Genomic DNA, 19,778 nt, shown 5'->3' on the forward strand with positions numbered 1-19,778 from the left:
ATTTTTCGGCTCGAAATTTCATATATAGTTTAAATATATAAACTATAATTAATTCCACCTTTAAACCATGTACATTAATACAAACAATGGCAGCAATTAGGGATTATTGAGCATGCTCTTTTTCCCTTAATTGGGCATTTACTCTTTCCAATTGGTTGATCACATCATTCACTTTTTTATTAATACTGGCAGCTTGTTTAGGGACAAAGCGAACCCAGGCCAAACCAATCCATCCAAAAGTTAATGCATAAACCAAAACAGCATAGGGCCATTGCATTCTAAGTGCATATTCATACATGTAAAGACCGATTCCAAGTGACAGAAGAATAAAATAGGCTTTCATAATTTTATCCTGAAAAAAATTTACCTGACTTTTGTATCTGATCATTTTCTCCAAATATTGATGACTGTTGGTTTCAGTTGAATTTGATTTGAGTAACCAATGCAACATATTCGATTGAACAATTATCGCCATAGCAATCGCGATTACCATAATTACTACTCCCAGTTTGGTGGTTAAAAATTCTGGCTTGTAATAGAATAATACAAAAGTGATGTAGATGGCCGTCAATGATAAAATCACATTGTGTTTAATTACGTTGAAGCGTGCTTTTTTTTGAAAACTAATGGCGTTTTCAATAACCGTTTTAACATCCGGAAGATTAGATACTTCCTGCTTATGCCAAAGTTGCTTTATGTCGTTGAAGCTGTTCATGCTCTTGAAATTTTTTAAGTAGTTTTTCTTTAATACGGTGAATTTTCACCCTTACATTTCCTTCGGAGATACCGATAATTTCGGCTATCTGTGCCTGCGGAAGTTCCTCCAGCTCAAGTGAAATAATCAGCCTATCGGTTTCTTCGAGTTCGGAGATAAACCGAAACAGTAATTTCTCCTGCTCCGAATTATCTTCCATCAATTTCTCCTCTATATCAATCGGCATCTCCGATTTAAGATTCTTCTTTTCTCGTTCGAGTTGGCGCAGACAATTATTAGAAGCTATTCTGAATATCCAGGTGCCAACAGATGATTCTTGTCTGAATTTACCCAAGTTTTGCCAAACCGAGATAAAGGTTTCCTGTGTTATATCCTTCGCCCAAGTGCTATCATTTACATAACCCATGCAAAGCCGGTAAACACGCGGGGAGTAGGTATTATATATTTCTTCAAAAGTCATCGATGTTATTTATTTGATAAAAGTAGTCAATTGAGTCATATACCAATCTTTGTCATCATACATTATAAAATGTAGGGCTTTAGAAGAATATTCAATTTGAGCTGAAGCCAGTTGGGCATATTGTGCTCTCATTACCGAGTCGAACTGTTTAAACGGAGCCTCCAATAAAATTAAAGCAGGACATTTAATTGAACTCAATTGCGCTCTTAAATCAGTATTTGTCAAATCACAATACATCTTACCATAGGTTTTACGATCGGTTTGTATTCCCCATTGAGTGATCAACTGATATTTGCTGGTATCAGCCACCAGACGTTTTACACCGGCTGCCTGAGCTACTGCAAATTTGGCATTGTCCATTTGCGTATAAGTTTCTATTAATTTAGAACAATCAGGGGTTTCAACACTTTTAAATGCCGGATTAAAAACTGCCGACAAACATGGCAAGGCATCTACTACCACAATCTTTGCAATCTTATCAGGATGGTCGGAAGCCAGCATTAAAGCCAATACGCCTCCCATACTGTGACCAATTACTATCGGCTTTTCAATTTTCTCTGTTTTGATAAATTCAATAATATCTTTTACCCAGCCTTTTAATGATGGCTCATCCTGGGCTTTTTGACCGGCGAAACCCGGCATTGTTAATGTGTAACATTTATAGTTTCTGCTAAGTTGAATAGTAGTCTCATTCCAAACATCTCCCGAACAGGTGAAACCAGGAATAAATACGATAGCTTGCTTGCCTTTACCCGAAACACTTACATTAAACGGATGTGAAGCTGCAGCAAAAACATTGATACAAACTAATATAAAAGCAAGAAGGATTAGTAAAAATTTGATCTTTTTCATTGTAGTAATATTTTAAATTTTCCCTTTAGATACTGGGAATTTCAAAATGTTACAGGTTTTGAAAAAGTTTTTTAGAACGTAAAACGGGTATTGAACGTTTACAAGAAAACATACCTGCCCTGTTTATTAATTTCAAAATTTAATGGCTTAGCCGTACGTTGAAACTTTTGATACCCTGTTTTTAAATTCATCCAGAAGGATTTTAACTCTTTTGATGAACTATATTGAGGCATTAAGTGCTTAAAGTTTTCATCCGACATTCTGAACGGAAAAATGTAAACCGGAATAGCTGATTGCCCGTTATTGGTAGCTTCAACGGCCAATACATAGAGTTCGTTTATTCTTTCATCTGTTAGCGGAATACAGCCAATGGTCACGCATTTTCCATGAATAAAAACATCACCACCCAGGTGATATTTCTCACCGAGTATTTTATCCGATTTATTCGGGTAGTTAATCCCCAATGATAAATGAAACAGGCTTTTAGGATTAAACCTATCAATTATGTAAAACCCTTCAGGCACTTGCCTATCGCCTTCTCTGCGTTTTGGTCCAAGAATACCCGAGGAAGAGCAAATTGAATATTGCTTTATTAGTTTATATTTTACCTCACCTTTGTTTCTAGCCCATAATTCCACCGCTTTTTCGTTCTTATAAGCACATAGTAAAATCTGCAACTTATTTTTTTCAACTCCATTTACGCTAAGCAGGAAAAACAGTTGCTGAGCGGTGTTATCATAAGCATTTTTTACACGTTCATTTGCTAATTGTTCTTTTTTAAAGCTATCGTTGCCTTCATCTGTTGTAAAAAACAACAAACTGATGGCAAATGCCAATCTTAATAATATCATAGGTTCAAAGGCAGTAAGATGTTTCCGGCAGTGTTTAATTCAAATCGTGTCCCTTGGTTGGTTTCTTAGGCATAATTGAGTTAGAAGTAAAAATCAGCACTTGGATGATTAAACCAATAAAAATTAAAATCCCTAGTTCGAGTTGCGTTAAAAGGGTTGACCGAGCAATGATCTTTTTCGATTGTTCATTTAAAGCCTTTCCTTCGGAGATTTGAATTTCAGAAAGCTGATTTAGTTTTATCAATGCGGCATTCAATTTAAAATCCATTACGGTAATAAACTTTGGAACCGAGCCTTGTTCAAACGAACTATTTAAATATTGATCCTCGAGTTTCCGCAAATTCAGCACAGTTTGTTTAAATTCATTATAGTAGGTTGATTCGCGAACGGTTAAGCGTGTTGATTCATAACTTAAAAACAATGAATCAATTGTTGCATTCGCTTTATACAATTTCTCTTTCAATGGCTTTACATTGCTAACAGATAAGTTCGCATTCTGAATGTCATTCATCTTCTGGTGCAAACTTTCTGAAAAATGAAAAATATAGCTCTCGGCCAGCAATCGGTCTTCATATACAGTAGAAAACGAAGCACCCAAAGCGACTACATTTTTACGGTCATAAATATTTTTAAATAAAACAATCACAAAAACCAGCACCAACAAAGCGGAAATTTTTATTTTCTGCTGCAGGGTAAATGCCCATTTCATCATAAAACTTCTATGTAATTATAAATTGGTTGTAAAAATTACGAATTGGCAAAGTACATATATTCTATTTATTTGCTGCCAGCCACTTCTTAGAATTTTCATTTATGACTGTGTACGCCGTAACAAACAAAAAAGCTAAAAAGCATAAAAGGCGTTCCGGAATCCGGAACGCCTTTTATCATCAATTCAATTAAAATTATTGAATACCTAATTTCTTTTTAACTAAAGGCAAAATGTTATCGCCGTCAGGGAATTGAATCAAAACACCTTTGCTTGAATCGAAAACATAAGCAATGTTGTTTTCTTTAGCAACAGTTTTAATAGCATCCTCTGCTTTTTTCAAAACAGGAGCATAAACTTCTTCTTGTTTTTTGCTGATGTCTTGTTGAGCTTTTTGTTGGAAATCACCGATACGTTTTTCCAAATCCTGAATTTCTTTTACTTTAGTTTCCTTAACTGCATCAGTCATTGTTTTTTCTTTAGACTGGTAGTCAGCAATCTTAGTTTGATATTCAGTACCCATTGTTTTCATTTGTGCATCTAAAGTACCTGTAAAGTCTTGAACTGCCTTGTCAGCAACTTTAATATCTGGCATCGCAGCAATTAACTCATTCACATTAATGTGACCAAATTTGACTTGGGCATTTGCATTTCCTGCAAAAATCAACAGCACTATAGCCGCAACTAAAACTTTAATTGTTTTCATCTTTAATCTTCAGTTTTCTTTAAATATTTCTCTTGGTTATTAACTCTTACTTGGCAAATTCACCAGGCTTTAATCCTAGCTTGGCAAGCACATCGTTGCTTTTATCGTAACGAGGGCTCGAATATAGCATTCCATTTGACTTATCAAAAATAATCGCATACATACCGTCTTCAGCTATCTGCTCAATTACTTTATAAACCTTATCCTGAATAGGTTTTACCAATGCTTTTTGTTTTGCAAAAAGCTCACCTTCAGGGCCAAACTTTTCCTTTTGAAAATCTTTTGCTTCCTTTTCCTTCTTCACAATTTCGTCTTCACGTTTTTTACGCATTGCATCTGTCAAAAGCATTTGCTCTGATTGATAAGCCTTATATAGAGCATCAACTTCATCAAATTTTTTATCGATTTCTTTTTGCCATTGCGCCGAAAGATCATTAATCTGTTTTTGGGCAGCACTATATTCAGGCATGTGTTTTAACACATACTCAGTATCAACATAACCTATTTTTTGGGCACTGGCAGTAAAAGCGCCTATGCCTGCAATTAAAAGTATGATTAAAAGAACTCTTTTCATTCGATTGAATTTATCCCTGATTAAAATCCTGAACCTAGTTGTTGTGCAATAGAGAAGTGGAACTGACCTTTGTTTGGTTTTCCACCACCCGGAATTGGAGGTACGCGATCGAAACCGTAACCGTAATCCAGTCCTAACATACCAAATATTGGCAAGAAGATACGCACACCCGCACCAACTGATCGTTTTACATTAAACGGTTGGAAAGTCCGGAAATTATCCCATGTGTTACCAGCTTCCGCAAAAGCAAGTGCAAAGATTGTTGCTTGTTGATTTAATGTAATCGGATGACGCAATTCAATTAAATAACGGGCATAAATTGGACTACCTGAATAATAGTTCCCCGGTTTACCTTCAGGAGTAATTGCATTATCAGCATAACCACGTAAAGGAACAATTTCAACACCCTGAATGTAATCATAACCCTGCAAGCCACTACCTCCCACTTTCCAACGATCAAACTGGGTTGTTCCAATATCCTTATTGTAATAACCTAAGAATCCTAAGTGCATACCCATGTGGAATACCAATTTACTCGATGATGCAGCTTTGGTATACCATCCGGCATCAAACTTCCAGCGGTGAAACTCAGTATATTTGTACTTTGTTTGCGCCGACATAGTTGGATCAGAATAATCACGTCCATTAATTAATGAATAGGGTGGAGTTAACTCAAGACTCAACTGCACATTTGAACCCGAAGTAGGGTAAATTGGCGCATCAATCGAGTTACGACCTATTGTTTCAGTTAAACTGAAGGTATAAGAAGTTCCTGTAGGAAACTGGAATCCTTGGTAGTTCTGATAAACATAACGGTTAAATGCCACCGAACTATTTAATGTAAAGTAATCATCCGGCCATTTTAAACGCTGACCAAGTCCAAACGAAACTCCACTTAACTGTAACCCTGAATAACGAGGATCCGATTTGTTATAACCGTATAAATTTTGGTTAGTGTGCGTAAAGCTTACCGTAAAGTAACGTGGCTTATCACCTCCTAACCATGGTTCTGAAAATGAGAAGCTATATGCTTGGTAATATTTACCGTTTGACTGAACACGTAATGACAGTTTTTGGCCGTCACCCGCTGGTAGAATCCCCCCCCAATCACTGGTAAACAATTTGCGTAATGAAAAGTTATTGAACGTTAAACCCAATGTTCCGATAATACGACCACCACCGAAACCTCCAGAAAGCTCTAACTGATCCGATGGCTTTTCGGTAACATTATAAGCTAAATCAACGGTGCCATCTTGCTGATTAGGTTTAACATCCGGAGCTGTTTTTTGCTCATCAAAATAACCTAACTGATTTAATTCACGAATGGTACGAATTAATAATGACTTGTTGAACTTATCACCTGGTTTCGTTCTTATCTCACGTAAAACTACTTTATCGTTGGTTCGATCGTTTCCGTTTACCAATACTTTATTAATGGTAGCCTGCTCACCTTCAAAAATTTGCATTTCAAGGTTAATGGTATCGTTTTTAACGCTTGTTTGAACAGGGTTTACCTGGAAGAACAAATAACCATTGTTTAGATATAATGAAGAAACATCGTCTTCAGATGGGCTATTACGTAAACGCTTTTCCATCTTCTCTTCATCGTATACATCGCCTTTTTTAATCGCTAAGATCTGGCTTAACTGCTCCGATTTATAGATCGCATTTCCAACCCACTTAATATCACCAAAATAATATTTATGACCTTCAGAAATCTTGATGTTTACATCCACTGAAGCCATATCATGGCGATAAACAGTATCCATGGTAATTGCGGCGTCACGATAACCACGCTCATTATATTTCTTAATTACCTCGGCTTTGTCCTCGGTATATTTTGCTTCAAGGTATTTTTTAGAACCGAAAATTTTGTAAGGTTTACGCTCTTTCGTGTTCTTCATGTACTTTTTAAGTTTGGCATTCGAAAGTGCGGTATTGCCTTCAAAAGTAATTTTGTTAACCTTAACCTTGGTATGCTTATCAACCGTTAACACTAAAGCCGTACGACCTGATGTTGAATCAGGTCGTTGAGAGGCTAAAACCTCTGTATTATAGTATCCTTTTTCAACAAAATAATTTTTAACAATTAACGAGGTGGTTTGAACAAGATTATCGTTCACTACTTTTCCAGTGATGTCTTTTAATTTCTTCTCGTTTAAATCATCAACTTCTGACTTTTTTAAACCACGGAAAATAACATTTGACAAACGAGGACGCTCGAGCAGATAAAGGTCTAAGAATACTGAATCCTGACGAATGTCGGTAATGTTTATTTGCACATCGTCAAATAAGCCTTGTGCCCATAAATCTTTAATAGAATTAGCAATCTTATCACCCGGAACTTTAATACGATCGCCAACTTTTAACTTGGAAATGGTAATAAGAACGTCTTTATCGAGCGATTGCGTACCAGTAACGGTGATGCCTCCGATAGTATATTCTTTAGGTGCATTCGGATCAACCTGTGGCCTCGCTTGCGGTTTATAAATAATTTGGGCTTGGGTTAAGTTAAACAGCAATAGAGTTAATAACGCTGTTAAAAGGGTCCTCTTCATTAAGTCAGTTTCGAATCGATATTTATATAACTTGTTCACTTGTTTTGCCGAAACGTCGTTCACGGCCTTGGTAATTTAATATTGCTTCATACAGATGCTCTCTCCTGAAATCAGGCCAGAAAATATCTGTAAAGTATAATTCAGCATAAGCTATTTGCCATAATAAGAAATTGCTGATTCGATATTCGCCACTAGTGCGGATCAACAACTCCGGATCAGGCATATTTGCCGTACAAAGCAACGAAGAAACTAATTCTTCATTCACCTCTGATGATTGTAATTCTTTATTTTCAACCTTAGCTGCCAGTTGTTTTGCCATCTGTACTAACTCCCAACGAGAGCTATAACTCAATGCTAAATTTAATGTTAAACGTTTATTATTGGCAGTTTTGTCTATCGCCTCCATTAATTCTTTATAACACTTTGAAGGCAAGGAACTTAAATCTCCAATAGCATTTAATCTAACATCGTTTTCCATTAATGTTTTGGTTTCTCGATTAATCGTCGCTACCAAAAGTTCCATTAATGCGGTAATTTCTAGTGCCGGTCGATTCCAGTTTTCAGTTGAAAAAGCATACAAGGTCAGGTACTCAATACCTAACTCCGCTGCAGCTTCTACCGTATCTCTTACCGCTTTTACACCATTCTGATGCCCGAAAACACGTAATTTCCCTTTCTCTTTTGCCCAACGGCCATTGCCATCCATAATAATGGCCACATGTCGCGGTAAGCGATCTATATCGATCTTTTCCTTAAAACTCATTTTTCACCTTGCTATGCTAAAAACTTGGACAGTGCGAAGATACAAAACTAAAAGATATGCCAACAACGGCAAACATGTATGTATCATTTTTGCGTAAATCGCCTCGTTGATTCCCGGGTAAATTAGCCGGATAACCGGCTTCCGGTGAACGATCGGCATATGTTTTTGTTAAAGTAGATGGCACCGAATTTAAATCTACATAGTAACCGCTTACATCATCTATATAATCAGTAAATGTAATTCTATATCCCAACTCACTAAACAAATTCCACCTGTCACTCATTCTATATTTCAAGCCAACGCCTAATGGAATGGCCAAATCTGTTAATTTATAGCGGTCTGGATTCCCTTCCAAACCCTGTCCTTCAGTTCCTAAAGGTTGTAAACGTTGTCCATTTTCAGCTTTCGGATCGAAATTAAAAACTGATAGCCCGGCCGATAAATAAGGAGAAAAGCGTTCATCCTCAATAAACGGATTCAGGCTAAAGAAATTAAATTCATACTGAACCGATAATTCATTAATCACCGATTGAAATCGCAGATTACGATACTCCTGATCAGGAATACCCGAAGTTGCATCATTTGCCTGAACTTTACCATGTGTTATCGATACTTTTAATGCACTGCGCGGATTAAAGTTCGTGCGAAAAACTAATCCGAATGCAGGATCAGTAAAACGCATATAATTAAATTGACTAAGATCACCTTTATATCCCGAAAAACCGCCAAACAAGCCCAACTCATACTTTTGAGCCTTTGCATTAAAAGTAATAACAATAACAAAAACCGTTATGCCGGCAACTATCTTCTTAAACATCGAATGTTCTTTGGCTGATTAATTTCTTGAATCCAGTCCCCACATTAACTTGTTCCTTAACGTGGTTAAATAACTTTCATTGTAGAGGCGTATAAGATTTATAGAAAAACTTTCCTTTTTAGCAGTTAAAACTACGTTAGTGTCTACTTTTTCAGTTCTTGAATCCATTGAAACCAAAAACTGAGTAGCTCGTGCTTCTATTTTAAATGTTAATACACTGCTATCAGATATTACTATTGGTCGCACACTTAAATTATGCGGACAAATTGGAGTTATAACAAAATTACCAGATTGCGGAAAAACAATAGGTCCACCGCAACTCAACGAATACGCTGTTGAACCAGTCGGGGTTGAGATTATCAGCCCGTCGGCCCAATAAGAATTTAGAAACTCTCCGTTGATATAAGTATGGATAATAATCATGGGAGAAGCATCCTGCTTATGAATGGTGATTTCATTTAAAGCATAATTTACCTCACCAAACAAATCAGCATCCGAAGAGTCTAAAGTAATGAGTACCCTTTTATCGAGCGTATATTCTTCTCTTACTAAACTATCAATGGCATTTTTGATCTCCGTTTTATTGATACTAGCCAAAAAACCCAAGCGGCCTAAATTAATACCTAATACCGGCAAACCCGAATCGCGTACTAACGATAAGGTATCAAGCAAAGTTCCATCACCTCCTAAACTCAACATACATTTCACATGACCAGTCAATTCGGTATGGTCTGTAAATGACTCTGCATTAGATATATTGATTTTTTTTGACTCAATAAACTTTCTGAAATCCTCATAAATGAGAATTTCTACCCCATGACGAACCAGGTTATCAATAACTTCTTGTATGAATGGTAAAGAATTGTTGCTGAATTGTCGTCCGTAAAGGGCAATTTTCATTGATTACTAATTAACTGATACTTTCTGATTAAACAAGCAGATTAATTTCAGGGTTGAAAGATATAAATTTTCTTTAACCTATCATCTACATATTTAAGTAATGCATAAACGAATCAAAACGATCCATTGTATCGTCGGCATGAGAAACCTGCGAATAAGATGCTTTAACGTGGTAATTAAAGCGCTGAAAAGAGGAAAGAATTCCGGTAAGGTCAGTTTTATTAACTTTAATGGTAAGTTCTAGCTTAGTTGAATCATTAAACGTTCTAACAAACGAATTTAATACCGAAGCCCCATCAGATTCGATCAATCTCGAAACTTCAGCAAGCGAAAAATCGCGCACACCCAGTTCTAGAATTATAACTCCCCCTGGACTTTCGATCGACGTCAGGGTAGCGAAGTAATCGGCTAGTGTTGTTAGTGTAATAAGTCCTTTATATAGATTTTTATGATCGATTACAGGAACAACGGTTAGTTTTTGCTCGTGTATTAGGCGAATAACGTCATACATATGTTGCTCCTCGTTAACCGATTGATAAACGGTTGACAGGCCTGAACTACCAATTGGTTCATTTAAATCCTCCAATTCAACAATATCATGATCGGAAATTAAACCAAGGAATTCACTTTCATTAACTATCGGTAAGTGGCTCACGCGAAACTCGGCCATTCGATCTAGCGCTTTTTGCGCCGAATCTGAAGTCCGTAGTGGAGGGATAAAATCGCTGGCCAGTTGTGCAGCTACCATATTATTAATGTTCTATACTATTAATGTAGAAAATATGCATCAGAATTCAAACTTTCTTCAGTCACACTTTCGATGCTTAGTAAATTGAAGAGCTTTATGCAATCCAATAATACCTGGTGCGCAAAACCCAAGCCAGTTCTTGGGTAGATCTATATTTTATTCAGTATTTACAAGTATCTTCCAAAAGCTTATTTTGAGCTTCCGTTCGGATAAACCTTTTTAAGAAACTTATCCAGGTAATTGTTAAACTCTTCGGGCTGTTCCATCATTGGAGCATGGCCACATTTATCTATCCAATTTAACTCCGAATCAGCTAACAAACGATGAAACTCTTCTGCAACATCAGGTGGAGTTATTCTGTCATTTTTCCCCCATATCAACGAAACTGGAACATTGATCTTCGACAGGTCTTTTTCCATATTATGACGAATAGCTGATTTAGCCATTGCCAAAATACGTATTACCCTATTACGGTCGTTTACAGTTGAAAAAACATCATCGACTAGCTCTTTCGTTGCTATTGCCGGATCGTAAAAAGTATAAGCCACCTTTTCCTTAATATAATCATAGCTTTCTCTACGAGGAAATGATGCACCCATAGCATTTTCATACAATCCTGAACTACCTGTTAACACTAACGAGTGGATATGCTCGGGATGATTAATAACATAAATTAAAGCAACATGTCCCCCTAACGAATTCCCCATTAAAGTGAACTTATCAAGTTTCAGATGCTCAACAAATTTATGTAAGAATTTAGAAAGTGTTTTAACGCCAGTGGTTAACAAAGGCATTTCATATAAAGGTAATACTGGAATAATTACTCTGAAATCTTTAGAAAAACGATCTACAACAGGCTCCCAGTTGCTTAATGCACCCATAAGGCCATGCAATAAGATCAACACATCTCCAGTGCCTTCATCAATGTACCTGTAACCGTCTTCTTCTCTTAACTGATAACTCATAATTATTCTAAATATCGACCAAATATATGGCTAAAATTAAACATGACCCCTTAAAAACAAAAAATTAACAAGAGTAAGTATTGATTAACTAATTTTCTTAAAAGGTAAATAGCTCTATTTAAAAATGTTAGGCTAATAATTTTTTAACTGCGGCAGAAACTATTTTTCCATCAGCCTGACCGCCTAATTGTTTTGTAGCCAAGCCCATTACTTTTCCCATATCTTTCATACCGGCAGCACCCGAATCAAGAATAACTTGTTTAATCACTATTTCGATTTCTTCTTCTGACAATTGTTTAGGTAAATAGCTCTCAATTACATCTAATTCTTCCTGTTCAATTTTTGCCAAATCAGGACGATTTTGTGCTAGGTAGATATCGGCCGACTCTTTACGTTGCTTTGCCTGCTTTTGTAAAACTTTAACCTCGGTATCTTCTGAAAGAACTTCAGCAGCTCCTTTTTCGGTTTTAGCAACCAACAAAGCTGCTTTAATTGCACGCAACCCTCTCAATGCAGCTTCTTCTTTCGCCAACATTGCTTTTTTAATATCCTGATCTATTTTCTCTAGTAGTGACATGTGTGAAATTTATGAATATTGATTGTAATTGAAGGATGTGTTTTTGGTATGACTGTCATCCACTCACAAACTTAACTAATAATAAAAGAACATTGAATTATTCCTTTCTTTCTTTCGGTAAATTATTTCTTGTTCCAGTACACCGTACTTGCCTGCGCAGTTGGCATAATGGTTAAATCATTAATATTTACATGAGCCGGTAATGATGCTACATAATAAATGGCATCAGCAATATCGGTTGCTGATAATGGTTCAAACCCATTATAAACATTCTTTGCTCTTACTTCATCACCTTTGAAACGAACTATCGAAAACTCTGTTTCAACTGCCCCCGGATTAATTGCTGTGACTTTTATATTGTATGGTAAAAGATCAATACGCATTGCTTTATTTAACGAATCAACCGCATGCTTGGTGGCGCAATAAACATTCCCATTGGCATAAGTTTCTTTTCCAGCAATTGAACCAAGATTAATAATATGCCCCTGTTGGCGCTTGATCATTAAAGGACTAACTAAACGGGTAACATATAATAATCCTTTAACATTGGTATCGATCATTGTTTCCCAATCATCAAAGTTCCCTTCCTGAATTGGGTCCAAACCAACCGACAAACCTGCATTATTCAACAAAACATCTATTTGTTGCCATTCATCATTTAGGCTTTCAACTGCCGCTTTTACTTCTTCCAGATTACGTACATCGAAAGTTAATGGTAAAACACTTGCGTTGTAACTCGATTCCAACTCTTCAGCAAGTTTAAGTAAACGATCCTCTCTCCTACCGGTAATAATAAGATTGTAATTATTTTTTGCAAAAATATGTGCCGAAGCCTCACCAATGCCAGAGGTCGCTCCGGTAATCATTGCTATTTTTTTCATATAAGATTAACAGTTTATTGAACAACCAATGAGTTGATATAAAAATTATCCCTGGTTGCGAATGATTGAATTGATAAAATCGGCCTATTCAAAATACATTGTAAAATGCAGTGCTTCGGCAAATAATCCGGCTAATGGATGAGTGATTATATTGTCATCGCCTGTTTTCATCACGTTATTGATACTATGCGATAACTTTAATTCAGGTGAAAACTTAAAATATTCCAGGTAAATATCGGCTCCAAGGCCAGCTTCCAAAGCCACAAAACTGTTGTTAATCTTCACCAATTTCCGATCATCATCAGGGTTGTAAACCTCATCATTTGCCTTTTTCTTTTTCGATCGAATATCGGTTACAAACTTTACGCCTCCAACAACATACAACCTAACATCATTCATCCGGTCTGATTTAAATTTCAATAATAATGGCAATTCCAAAAATGTTGATTCAACCTGCTTTAAAAGAATCTTATTATCAGAAGCCTTGTTATATTGATATTCTAGTTGGCGGTCAACAAAAGAGAATTTAGGAGTAAAGCGTAAATCGAAATGACGGTCGAGCTTAACATTTGCTAGTAAACCTAAACTAAAGCCCATATTACCCATTGGTTTAATAGCCTGTAAAGTATCAGCAGTATATGGATTAGAACCTGGTTGGCTAAAATCCCTTTGCTTAACTACAGTAAATGACGCCCTGTCGATACCCAATAAAAAGCCAAAATTTAATCGTTCATGATCTATATCTCCTGCAGTGTTCAAAAACTGGGCACTAGCCGAAAACCCAAATAGTGTAAAAAGAACGAACAGTAAAATGTGCTTCATTGGCATTTTAAGGTTTAGCATGTAAGTCTACCAGCCGTAATATATTACTTTGGTTTGATTCCGGTATAAATAGAACAAATACCTAACGACATTTTTTTGATTTTAGTTTCTCCAAAACCAGATCGGCCTAAAATTTCTGTAAATTTCTCACTATCCGGAAATGCTTTTACAGATTCAGGAAGATAGGTATAAGCACTATTGTCTTTCGAGAATACTTTACCAATAAATGGCAATAAATTGAAGAAGTAGAAATTATATAACTGTTTGAAAGGAAACATGGTTGGCTTAGAGAATTCAAGCACTACAGCTTTCCCTCCAGGTTTTAACACCCGCTGAATGTTTTTAAGCCCTTTCTCAAGGTTTTCAAAATTACGCACACCAAAGCTCACAATTACCGCATCAAAAGTATTATCCTCAAAAGGTAAATTTTCCGAATCTCCTACTTTTACTGAAAAAATATGCTGAAGGTTTCTTTCCGCAATTTTCTTTTCAGCTAATGCCAACATCCCTTCCGAAATATCTACCCCAATTATTTTCTCAGGCTTAAGCGTTTCAATGGCTTGAAAAGCCAAATCACCAGTCCCGGTTGCTACGTCTAATATATAATTAGGTTTAACACTCATTAATTCAGCAATAGCCTTCTTGCGCCACCAAATATCAATGCCTAGGGAAAGAAAATGATTAAGAAAATCATATTTACCAGCAATTTTATCAAACATTTGAGCAACCTGCTCTTTTTTGGTTGAATCGAGTTCTTTATACGGTTTTACTGTCTCTGCCATGTTGCGGCAAAGATAATTAATGATTTCAGAATGTAGATTGCTGATTTACTATTTCAGGAATTCTATAAAAAAGAGTTAATTACCAAAACTTAACTTCCGCGGTTATCCCCAGCTATATTCTGCTTAACTAAATTTTCTACCTTTGTGAGCATGATCATAAAATCAGCCGAGTTTGTTTGCAGCAACACTCAAATCAGTAAACTACCCGAACCTAATTTGCCTGAATATGCCTTTATCGGCAGATCAAATGTTGGCAAATCGTCGTTGATTAATATGCTTACCTCCATCAAAGGTTTAGCAAAAACGTCGCAAACGCCTGGCAAAACCCAGCTTATCAATCATTTCGTAATCAATAAAAATTGGTTTTTAGTTGATTTACCGGGTTATGGTTTCGCAAGGGTTTCTAAAACACTAGCCGAAAAATGGGAAAAGTTCATCCGCCAATATCTTTCGAAAAGAGAAAATTTACAGTGCGTGATGGTTCTTGTTGACTCTCGCTTGGAGCCTCAAAAACTTGACTTGCAATTTATAGATTCGCTGGGCGAAATGGGTTTACCTTTTGCCGTGGTGTTTACCAAGTCCGACAAACAATCAAAAGGCAAAACCGCAAACAATGTTCAATTGTTTAAAAATGAACTGTTAAAAAGTTGGGAAGAGCTTCCTGATATCTTTGTTACCTCGTCTGAAGATAAAAGTGGCAGAGATGAACTGCTAAGCTTTATTGACAATATCAACCAGCAATTCGATATAAACGACATTAAAAAACCAAATCAATAACCAAACCTTGCGATGAAGAATTACCTTTCGTTGATAAAATTCAGTCACACTATTTTTGCTATGCCATTTGCCATCATCGGTTTTGTTTTAGCTGTTTCGGTAACAAATGCTGAGTTCGATTGGAAGAAATTTGTTTTAATGATTGCCTGTATGGTATTTGCCCGTAGTGCGGCAATGGCTTTCAACCGTTACATCGATAGGGAGTTTGATGCGAAAAACCCTCGCACTAAAGTTCGTGAGATCCCTGCGGGAGTAATAAGTGCGAAAAATGCACTAGTATTTACCATTGTTAACTGCCTGGCATTTATCGTAACCACCTACTTCATTAATAGTCTTTGTTTTTTTCTTTCGCCGGTGGCTTTAATTGTGGTTTTAGGTTATAGCTATACCAAACGGTTTACCTCCTTTTGCCATTTAGTGTTAGGTTTAGGTCTTTCATTGGCACCAATTGGGGCATATCTGGTTGTAACCGGTGAATTTGCTCTTTTGCCAATCTTATTTTCATTAGCAGTAATTACCTGGGTTAGCGGATTTGATATCATTTATGCCTTGCAAGATGAAGACTTCGACCGTTCACAAAAATTACATTCAATACCTGAATGGCTGGGTACCAAAGGTGCTTTAAACTTTTCATCGGTTTTACATGTTTTATCAACACTATTCGTAATTGCGGCAGGACTTGTTGGTAATTTCGGGGTATTTTACTGGGTAGGAGTTATTGGTTACTCCGGAATGCTCATCTATCAACACTCAGTAGTTAAACCATCTGATTTAAGTCGTGTAAATCTAGCCTTTATGACCGCAAATGGAATAGCTAGTGTTGGCTTCGCCTTATTTTTCCTTGCAGATACATACATAAAACTTTAAAAATTGATTAATGATCTACTCATTGATTCAATAATAAATAAATAGTTTAACCTTATATCGGTACATCTTAAATACCATGTCAACTAAAAGAATATTCCTCCCGCAAACTTTCGAGATAACTTTTGAAAGCATAGAACCTTTTTACAATCAATTGTTAGAGCGTCCGATTAATTCGGTTGATGAACTGGAAGAATGGCTAAGAAACCGAAGTGAATTGGAGGCGGCTTTAGAAGAAGATTTTGCGTGGCGTTATATTAAAATGACTTGCGATACTACGGATGAAAAGTTGTTAGCCGATTTTCAATATTTTGCTACTGAAATTGAGCCTAAAATTGCTCCGTTAACCAATGAATTAAATAAGAAGTTTATCGAAAGTCCTTTCGTGAAAGAACTCGATCCAGATAAATACTTTATTCTGATTCGTGGAATAAAGAAGCAATTAGAACTTTTCAGGGAGGAAAACATTCCTCTTTTAAGTCAGCTGCAAATTGAGCAACAGAAATTCGGAGGGATTTCAGGAGCTATGAGCGTGACTATTAACGATCAAGAATATACACTTGAACAGGCTTCAAACTTTTTAAAAGACACTGACCGTGAAATCCGTAAACAGGCCTACGATAAAATTAGTGCTCGTCGTTTGCAGGATAAGGATCAGTTAAATGAGCTATATACAACATTGTTAGGCTTGCGCCAACAAGTTGCATTAAATGCCGGATTTGAAAACTATCGGGATTATGCTTTTGCCGCCTTAGGCCGCTTCGATTACACTGCGGAGGATTGTTTCGCCTTTCATGAAGCAATTGAAAAAGAAGTTGTTCCGCTTTTGAAGGAGCAATCAGAAAAAAGAAAAGCCGCCCTTCAACTAACCGAATTAAAACCTTGGGATACCGATGTTGATGTATCAGGTAAACCAATGTTAAAGCCTTTTAACAATGGTCAAGAATTAGTCGACAAATCAATCATTTGTTTCGATAAACTTCATCCCTATTTAGGTGAATGCTTAAGCACCATGAAAACCAAAGGATTCTTTGATGTTGAATCTCGCAAAGGTAAAGCTCCAGGAGGTTATAATTATCCCTTAGCTGAAACGGGAATGCCATTTATTTTCATGAATTCGGCTAATTCGATGCGTGATTTAAGCACAATGGTACATGAAGGCGGTCATGCAGTTCATACATTTATTTCTTCGGATTTAGAGCTAAATGATTTCAAACACCTTACATCTGAAATTGCAGAATTGGCTTCGATGTCGATGGAATTAATTTCAATGGATCATTGGAATGAATTTTTCGACAATGAGGAAGATTTGATTCGTGCAAAAAAAGACCAGTTAAAAGATGTTTTAAAAACCTTGCCATGGGTAGCCGTAATAGATGCTTTTCAGCATTGGATTTATACCCATCCGGGCCATTCATTGGATGAACGCAAGCAGGCTTGGTTATCAATATACGAAAGATTCGGAGCCGGCTTTGTTGATTGGACCGGTTATGAAGAAACCAAAACTAACTTGTGGCAAAAGCAGCTGCACTTATTTGAAGTCCCTTTTTATTACATCGAGTACGCCATTGCTCAATTAGGTGCTGTAGCCGTTTGGAGAAATTATAAACAAAACCCTGAAAAAGGCCTAGAGGATTATTTAAGCGCTTTAAAACTAGGTTATACTAAAACTATTGGAGAGATTTATAAAACTGCTGGCATTGAGTTTAATTTTTCCAAAGAATACGTGCATGAGTTAATGCAGTTTGTTAAAAGTGAACTGGAGAAACTAGGATAATTAAAAAAAGACTATACAAGAGCGGAATCATTAAGTTGGTTCCGCTTTTTTTATTGAAATCACTATTATATTAAAAGCTAACCATTGAAATCAACTATAAATTATAAAACACTCATAATTATCTTAAAAACTAGTCAAACTATTTCCGCAACTGCCTCTTTTAAAGCGATTAAAAAAAAAACTTTTAATAAAATTTCATTTTTTAATTGTTTCACAATTTCCTTCCAACAATTATTCCCCATTTAATTATTTCCTTTTCAGCAAATTCCACAATCTATTAAATAATTGAAAAACAATATTTTATAAAACAGCTCTCTTCTTGCTACTCACTCTTTGTTTTTTGAAAGCACATTTCGTAACATTGATATTACACGCTAACACAACGCTCTGATCTACAAGTATTCATACTTCTAATCATTGCATTAAACTTACACTCTCTATGAATGCATGCATCTGCTGCGGCTGCAGCCCTTCTATTTCCATACGACATCACTCCTATCCTACTTTTCAATTGAACATTCAAGATCAAATCCTTTCAATTGAAATTTAATTCAATCAATTCACTTATAAAATTTAGAACTATGAAGAAAGTGCTAACACTTAGCCTATTGGCTGCAGGAACATTCCTTGTGGCTAGCTGTAACAAACTGGATAACAGCAAAAACGAACGAGTAGATATTGAGCCAAATGCTGTTATTAAACGCGAATGTGCATCAATCGAAGTATTAAACGAACAGCTAAAACATGATCCTTTATTGGCACAAAAGATGAATGCTATTGAAGCCTTTACACAACGAATAGCTTCAAATGAAAAAGAATTAAATACGCTTTTACCCGATGGAACAATTGAAATTCCGGTTGTTGTAAACGTGCTTTATCGCACAGCTGCTGAAAATATTTCAGATGCTCAAATTCAGTCTCAAATTGATGTACTCAATGAAGACTACGCTGGAACAAACGCTGATTTTGCCAACGTTCCTGCTTTATTTTCCGGAGTTAAAGCCGCAATTGGTGTAAAGTTCAAATTGATAAATACTGTCAGAAAATCAACCAACAAAAAAAGCTGGAGTACAAATGATGCTATGAAGAAATCGTCTACCGGAGGCATTAATCCTACCAGCCCTGCCAATACACTCAATCTTTGGGTATGTACATTGGGAGGTGGTGTTTTAGGTTATGCTCAGTTTCCGGGAGGTCAGTCAGCAACTGACGGAGTGGTTTGTTTAAACACGGGCTTTGGAAGAATAGGAACAGCTCAGGCTCCATTTAACAAGGGACGAACCGCCACCCATGAGGTAGGTCATTGGATGAATCTCCGACACATTTGGGGCGATGCCACTTGTGGAAGTGACTTAGTAAATGATACACCTCAGCATAACACCGCTAATTACGGTTGCCCGTCATATCCTCATAAAAGTACTTGTACAGGTACACCAGTTGAAATGACCATGAACTACATGGACTATACGGATGATGCCTGTATGTATATGTTCTCTGCAGGACAAAAAACCCGCGCTTTGGCAGTTTTTGCCAATGGGGGCCCGCGTGCAGCGTTTGCACAACCAGCAGGTACAAACTAATAAATAGTTATTTTTCCTATTATAAATGAAAGAGGCTGTCTCAAAAGGACGGCCTCTTTCTATTTTCAGGGGTTATCAACAAGTTAAAGCAGGATTTGTT

General features: G+C 36.5%; 21 protein-coding genes. 4 read left to right on the plus strand and 17 right to left on the minus strand.

Annotation, left to right across the window (positions count from 1 at the left end; all coding sequences use genetic code 11):
• Window positions 1-103 precede the first annotated feature (103 nt).
• The 17 genes from NF867_RS10005 to ubiE all read right to left on the minus strand — a co-directional run bounded on the left by NF867_RS10005 (window position 104) and on the right by ubiE (window position 14,680).
• Window positions 104-715 carry a hypothetical protein gene (locus tag NF867_RS10005; RefSeq protein ID WP_252587699.1) on the minus strand — a complete coding sequence of 204 codons (612 nt, stop codon included), beginning with the start codon at window positions 713-715 and terminating at the stop codon, window positions 104-106.
• The gene (locus NF867_RS10010) at window positions 678-1,175 is read right to left on the minus strand and encodes an RNA polymerase sigma factor (RefSeq protein WP_252587700.1); all 498 of its coding nucleotides are present in this window, start codon (window positions 1,173-1,175) and stop codon (window positions 678-680) included. The genes NF867_RS10005 and NF867_RS10010 overlap by 38 nt, the downstream gene beginning before the upstream one ends.
• A 9-nt stretch (window positions 1,176-1,184) precedes the next feature.
• A complete protein-coding gene (locus NF867_RS10015; protein ID WP_252587701.1) occupies window positions 1,185-2,027 on the minus strand; it encodes an alpha/beta fold hydrolase in 843 nt (280 codons plus the stop codon).
• 98 nt (window positions 2,028-2,125) lie between these two features.
• Window positions 2,126-2,878, minus strand: a complete 753-nt coding sequence (locus tag NF867_RS10020) for a L,D-transpeptidase family protein (protein WP_252587702.1) — start codon at window positions 2,876-2,878, stop codon at window positions 2,126-2,128.
• Between the two features lie 34 nt (window positions 2,879-2,912).
• Window positions 2,913-3,590 carry an MCP four helix bundle domain-containing protein gene (locus NF867_RS10025; protein WP_252587703.1) on the minus strand — a complete coding sequence of 226 codons (678 nt, stop codon included), beginning with the start codon at window positions 3,588-3,590 and terminating at the stop codon, window positions 2,913-2,915.
• 193 nt (window positions 3,591-3,783) lie between these two features.
• The gene (locus NF867_RS10030) at window positions 3,784-4,293 is read right to left on the minus strand and encodes an OmpH/Skp family outer membrane protein (RefSeq protein ID WP_252587704.1); all 510 of its coding nucleotides are present in this window, start codon (window positions 4,291-4,293) and stop codon (window positions 3,784-3,786) included.
• A 46-nt stretch (window positions 4,294-4,339) separates the two neighbouring features.
• Window positions 4,340-4,867, minus strand: a complete 528-nt coding sequence (locus tag NF867_RS10035; RefSeq protein WP_252587705.1) for an OmpH/Skp family outer membrane protein — start codon at window positions 4,865-4,867, stop codon at window positions 4,340-4,342.
• Window positions 4,868-4,887: 20 nt separating this feature from the next.
• Window positions 4,888-7,425, minus strand: a complete 2,538-nt coding sequence (bamA, locus tag NF867_RS10040) for an outer membrane protein assembly factor BamA (protein ID WP_252587706.1) — start codon at window positions 7,423-7,425, stop codon at window positions 4,888-4,890.
• Window positions 7,426-7,447: 22 nt separating this feature from the next.
• Window positions 7,448-8,188, minus strand: coding sequence for an isoprenyl transferase (locus NF867_RS10045; protein ID WP_252587707.1), 741 nt, complete (start codon window positions 8,186-8,188; stop codon window positions 7,448-7,450).
• Window positions 8,189-8,204: 16 nt separating this feature from the next.
• Window positions 8,205-9,005 carry a type IX secretion system protein PorG gene (gene porG, locus NF867_RS10050; RefSeq protein ID WP_252587708.1) on the minus strand — a complete coding sequence of 267 codons (801 nt, stop codon included), beginning with the start codon at window positions 9,003-9,005 and terminating at the stop codon, window positions 8,205-8,207.
• An 18-nt stretch (window positions 9,006-9,023) separates the two neighbouring features.
• Window positions 9,024-9,905 (minus strand): NAD kinase, encoded by an 882-nt coding sequence (locus NF867_RS10055; protein WP_252587709.1) that lies wholly within the window; start codon window positions 9,903-9,905, stop codon window positions 9,024-9,026.
• A gap of 85 nt (window positions 9,906-9,990) precedes the next feature.
• On the minus strand, window positions 9,991-10,653 hold the full coding sequence (locus NF867_RS10060) for a CBS domain-containing protein (protein WP_252587710.1): 663 nt from the start codon (window positions 10,651-10,653) through the stop codon (window positions 9,991-9,993).
• A gap of 188 nt (window positions 10,654-10,841) precedes the next feature.
• The gene (locus NF867_RS10065) at window positions 10,842-11,618 is read right to left on the minus strand and encodes an alpha/beta fold hydrolase (protein WP_252587711.1); all 777 of its coding nucleotides are present in this window, start codon (window positions 11,616-11,618) and stop codon (window positions 10,842-10,844) included.
• Window positions 11,619-11,745: 127 nt separating this feature from the next.
• On the minus strand, window positions 11,746-12,195 hold the full coding sequence (locus NF867_RS10070) for a GatB/YqeY domain-containing protein (protein ID WP_252587712.1): 450 nt from the start codon (window positions 12,193-12,195) through the stop codon (window positions 11,746-11,748).
• A gap of 122 nt (window positions 12,196-12,317) precedes the next feature.
• Complete coding sequence (locus NF867_RS10075) at window positions 12,318-13,076, minus strand: SDR family oxidoreductase (protein ID WP_252587713.1); 759 nt, start codon at window positions 13,074-13,076, stop codon at window positions 12,318-12,320.
• An 84-nt stretch (window positions 13,077-13,160) separates the two neighbouring features.
• The gene (gene porT, locus NF867_RS10080; RefSeq protein WP_252587714.1) at window positions 13,161-13,898 is read right to left on the minus strand and encodes a type IX secretion/gliding motility protein PorT/SprT; all 738 of its coding nucleotides are present in this window, start codon (window positions 13,896-13,898) and stop codon (window positions 13,161-13,163) included.
• 44 nt (window positions 13,899-13,942) lie between these two features.
• Complete coding sequence (gene ubiE / locus NF867_RS10085) at window positions 13,943-14,680, minus strand: bifunctional demethylmenaquinone methyltransferase/2-methoxy-6-polyprenyl-1,4-benzoquinol methylase UbiE (protein WP_252587715.1); 738 nt, start codon at window positions 14,678-14,680, stop codon at window positions 13,943-13,945.
• Between the two features lie 150 nt (window positions 14,681-14,830).
• On the opposite strand from ubiE, the gene yihA reads away from it, so the two are divergent.
• The 4 genes from yihA (at window position 14,831) to NF867_RS10105 (ending at window position 19,678) form a co-directional block, all read left to right on the plus strand.
• Window positions 14,831-15,457 (plus strand): ribosome biogenesis GTP-binding protein YihA/YsxC, encoded by a 627-nt coding sequence (gene yihA / locus NF867_RS10090; RefSeq protein ID WP_252587716.1) that lies wholly within the window; start codon window positions 14,831-14,833, stop codon window positions 15,455-15,457.
• Between the two features lie 12 nt (window positions 15,458-15,469).
• The gene (locus NF867_RS10095) at window positions 15,470-16,324 is read left to right on the plus strand and encodes a UbiA-like polyprenyltransferase (RefSeq protein ID WP_252587717.1); all 855 of its coding nucleotides are present in this window, start codon (window positions 15,470-15,472) and stop codon (window positions 16,322-16,324) included.
• A gap of 76 nt (window positions 16,325-16,400) precedes the next feature.
• Window positions 16,401-18,098, plus strand: coding sequence for a M3 family oligoendopeptidase (locus tag NF867_RS10100; RefSeq protein ID WP_252587718.1), 1,698 nt, complete (start codon window positions 16,401-16,403; stop codon window positions 18,096-18,098).
• Window positions 18,099-18,679: 581 nt separating this feature from the next.
• Complete coding sequence (locus tag NF867_RS10105) at window positions 18,680-19,678, plus strand: zinc metalloprotease (protein ID WP_252587719.1); 999 nt, start codon at window positions 18,680-18,682, stop codon at window positions 19,676-19,678.
• Window positions 19,679-19,778: the final 100 nt, after the last annotated feature.

It is taken from the genome of Solitalea agri, from assembly GCF_023914155.1.
GTDB classification, from domain to species: Bacteria; Bacteroidota; Bacteroidia; order Sphingobacteriales; family Sphingobacteriaceae; genus Solitalea; species Solitalea agri.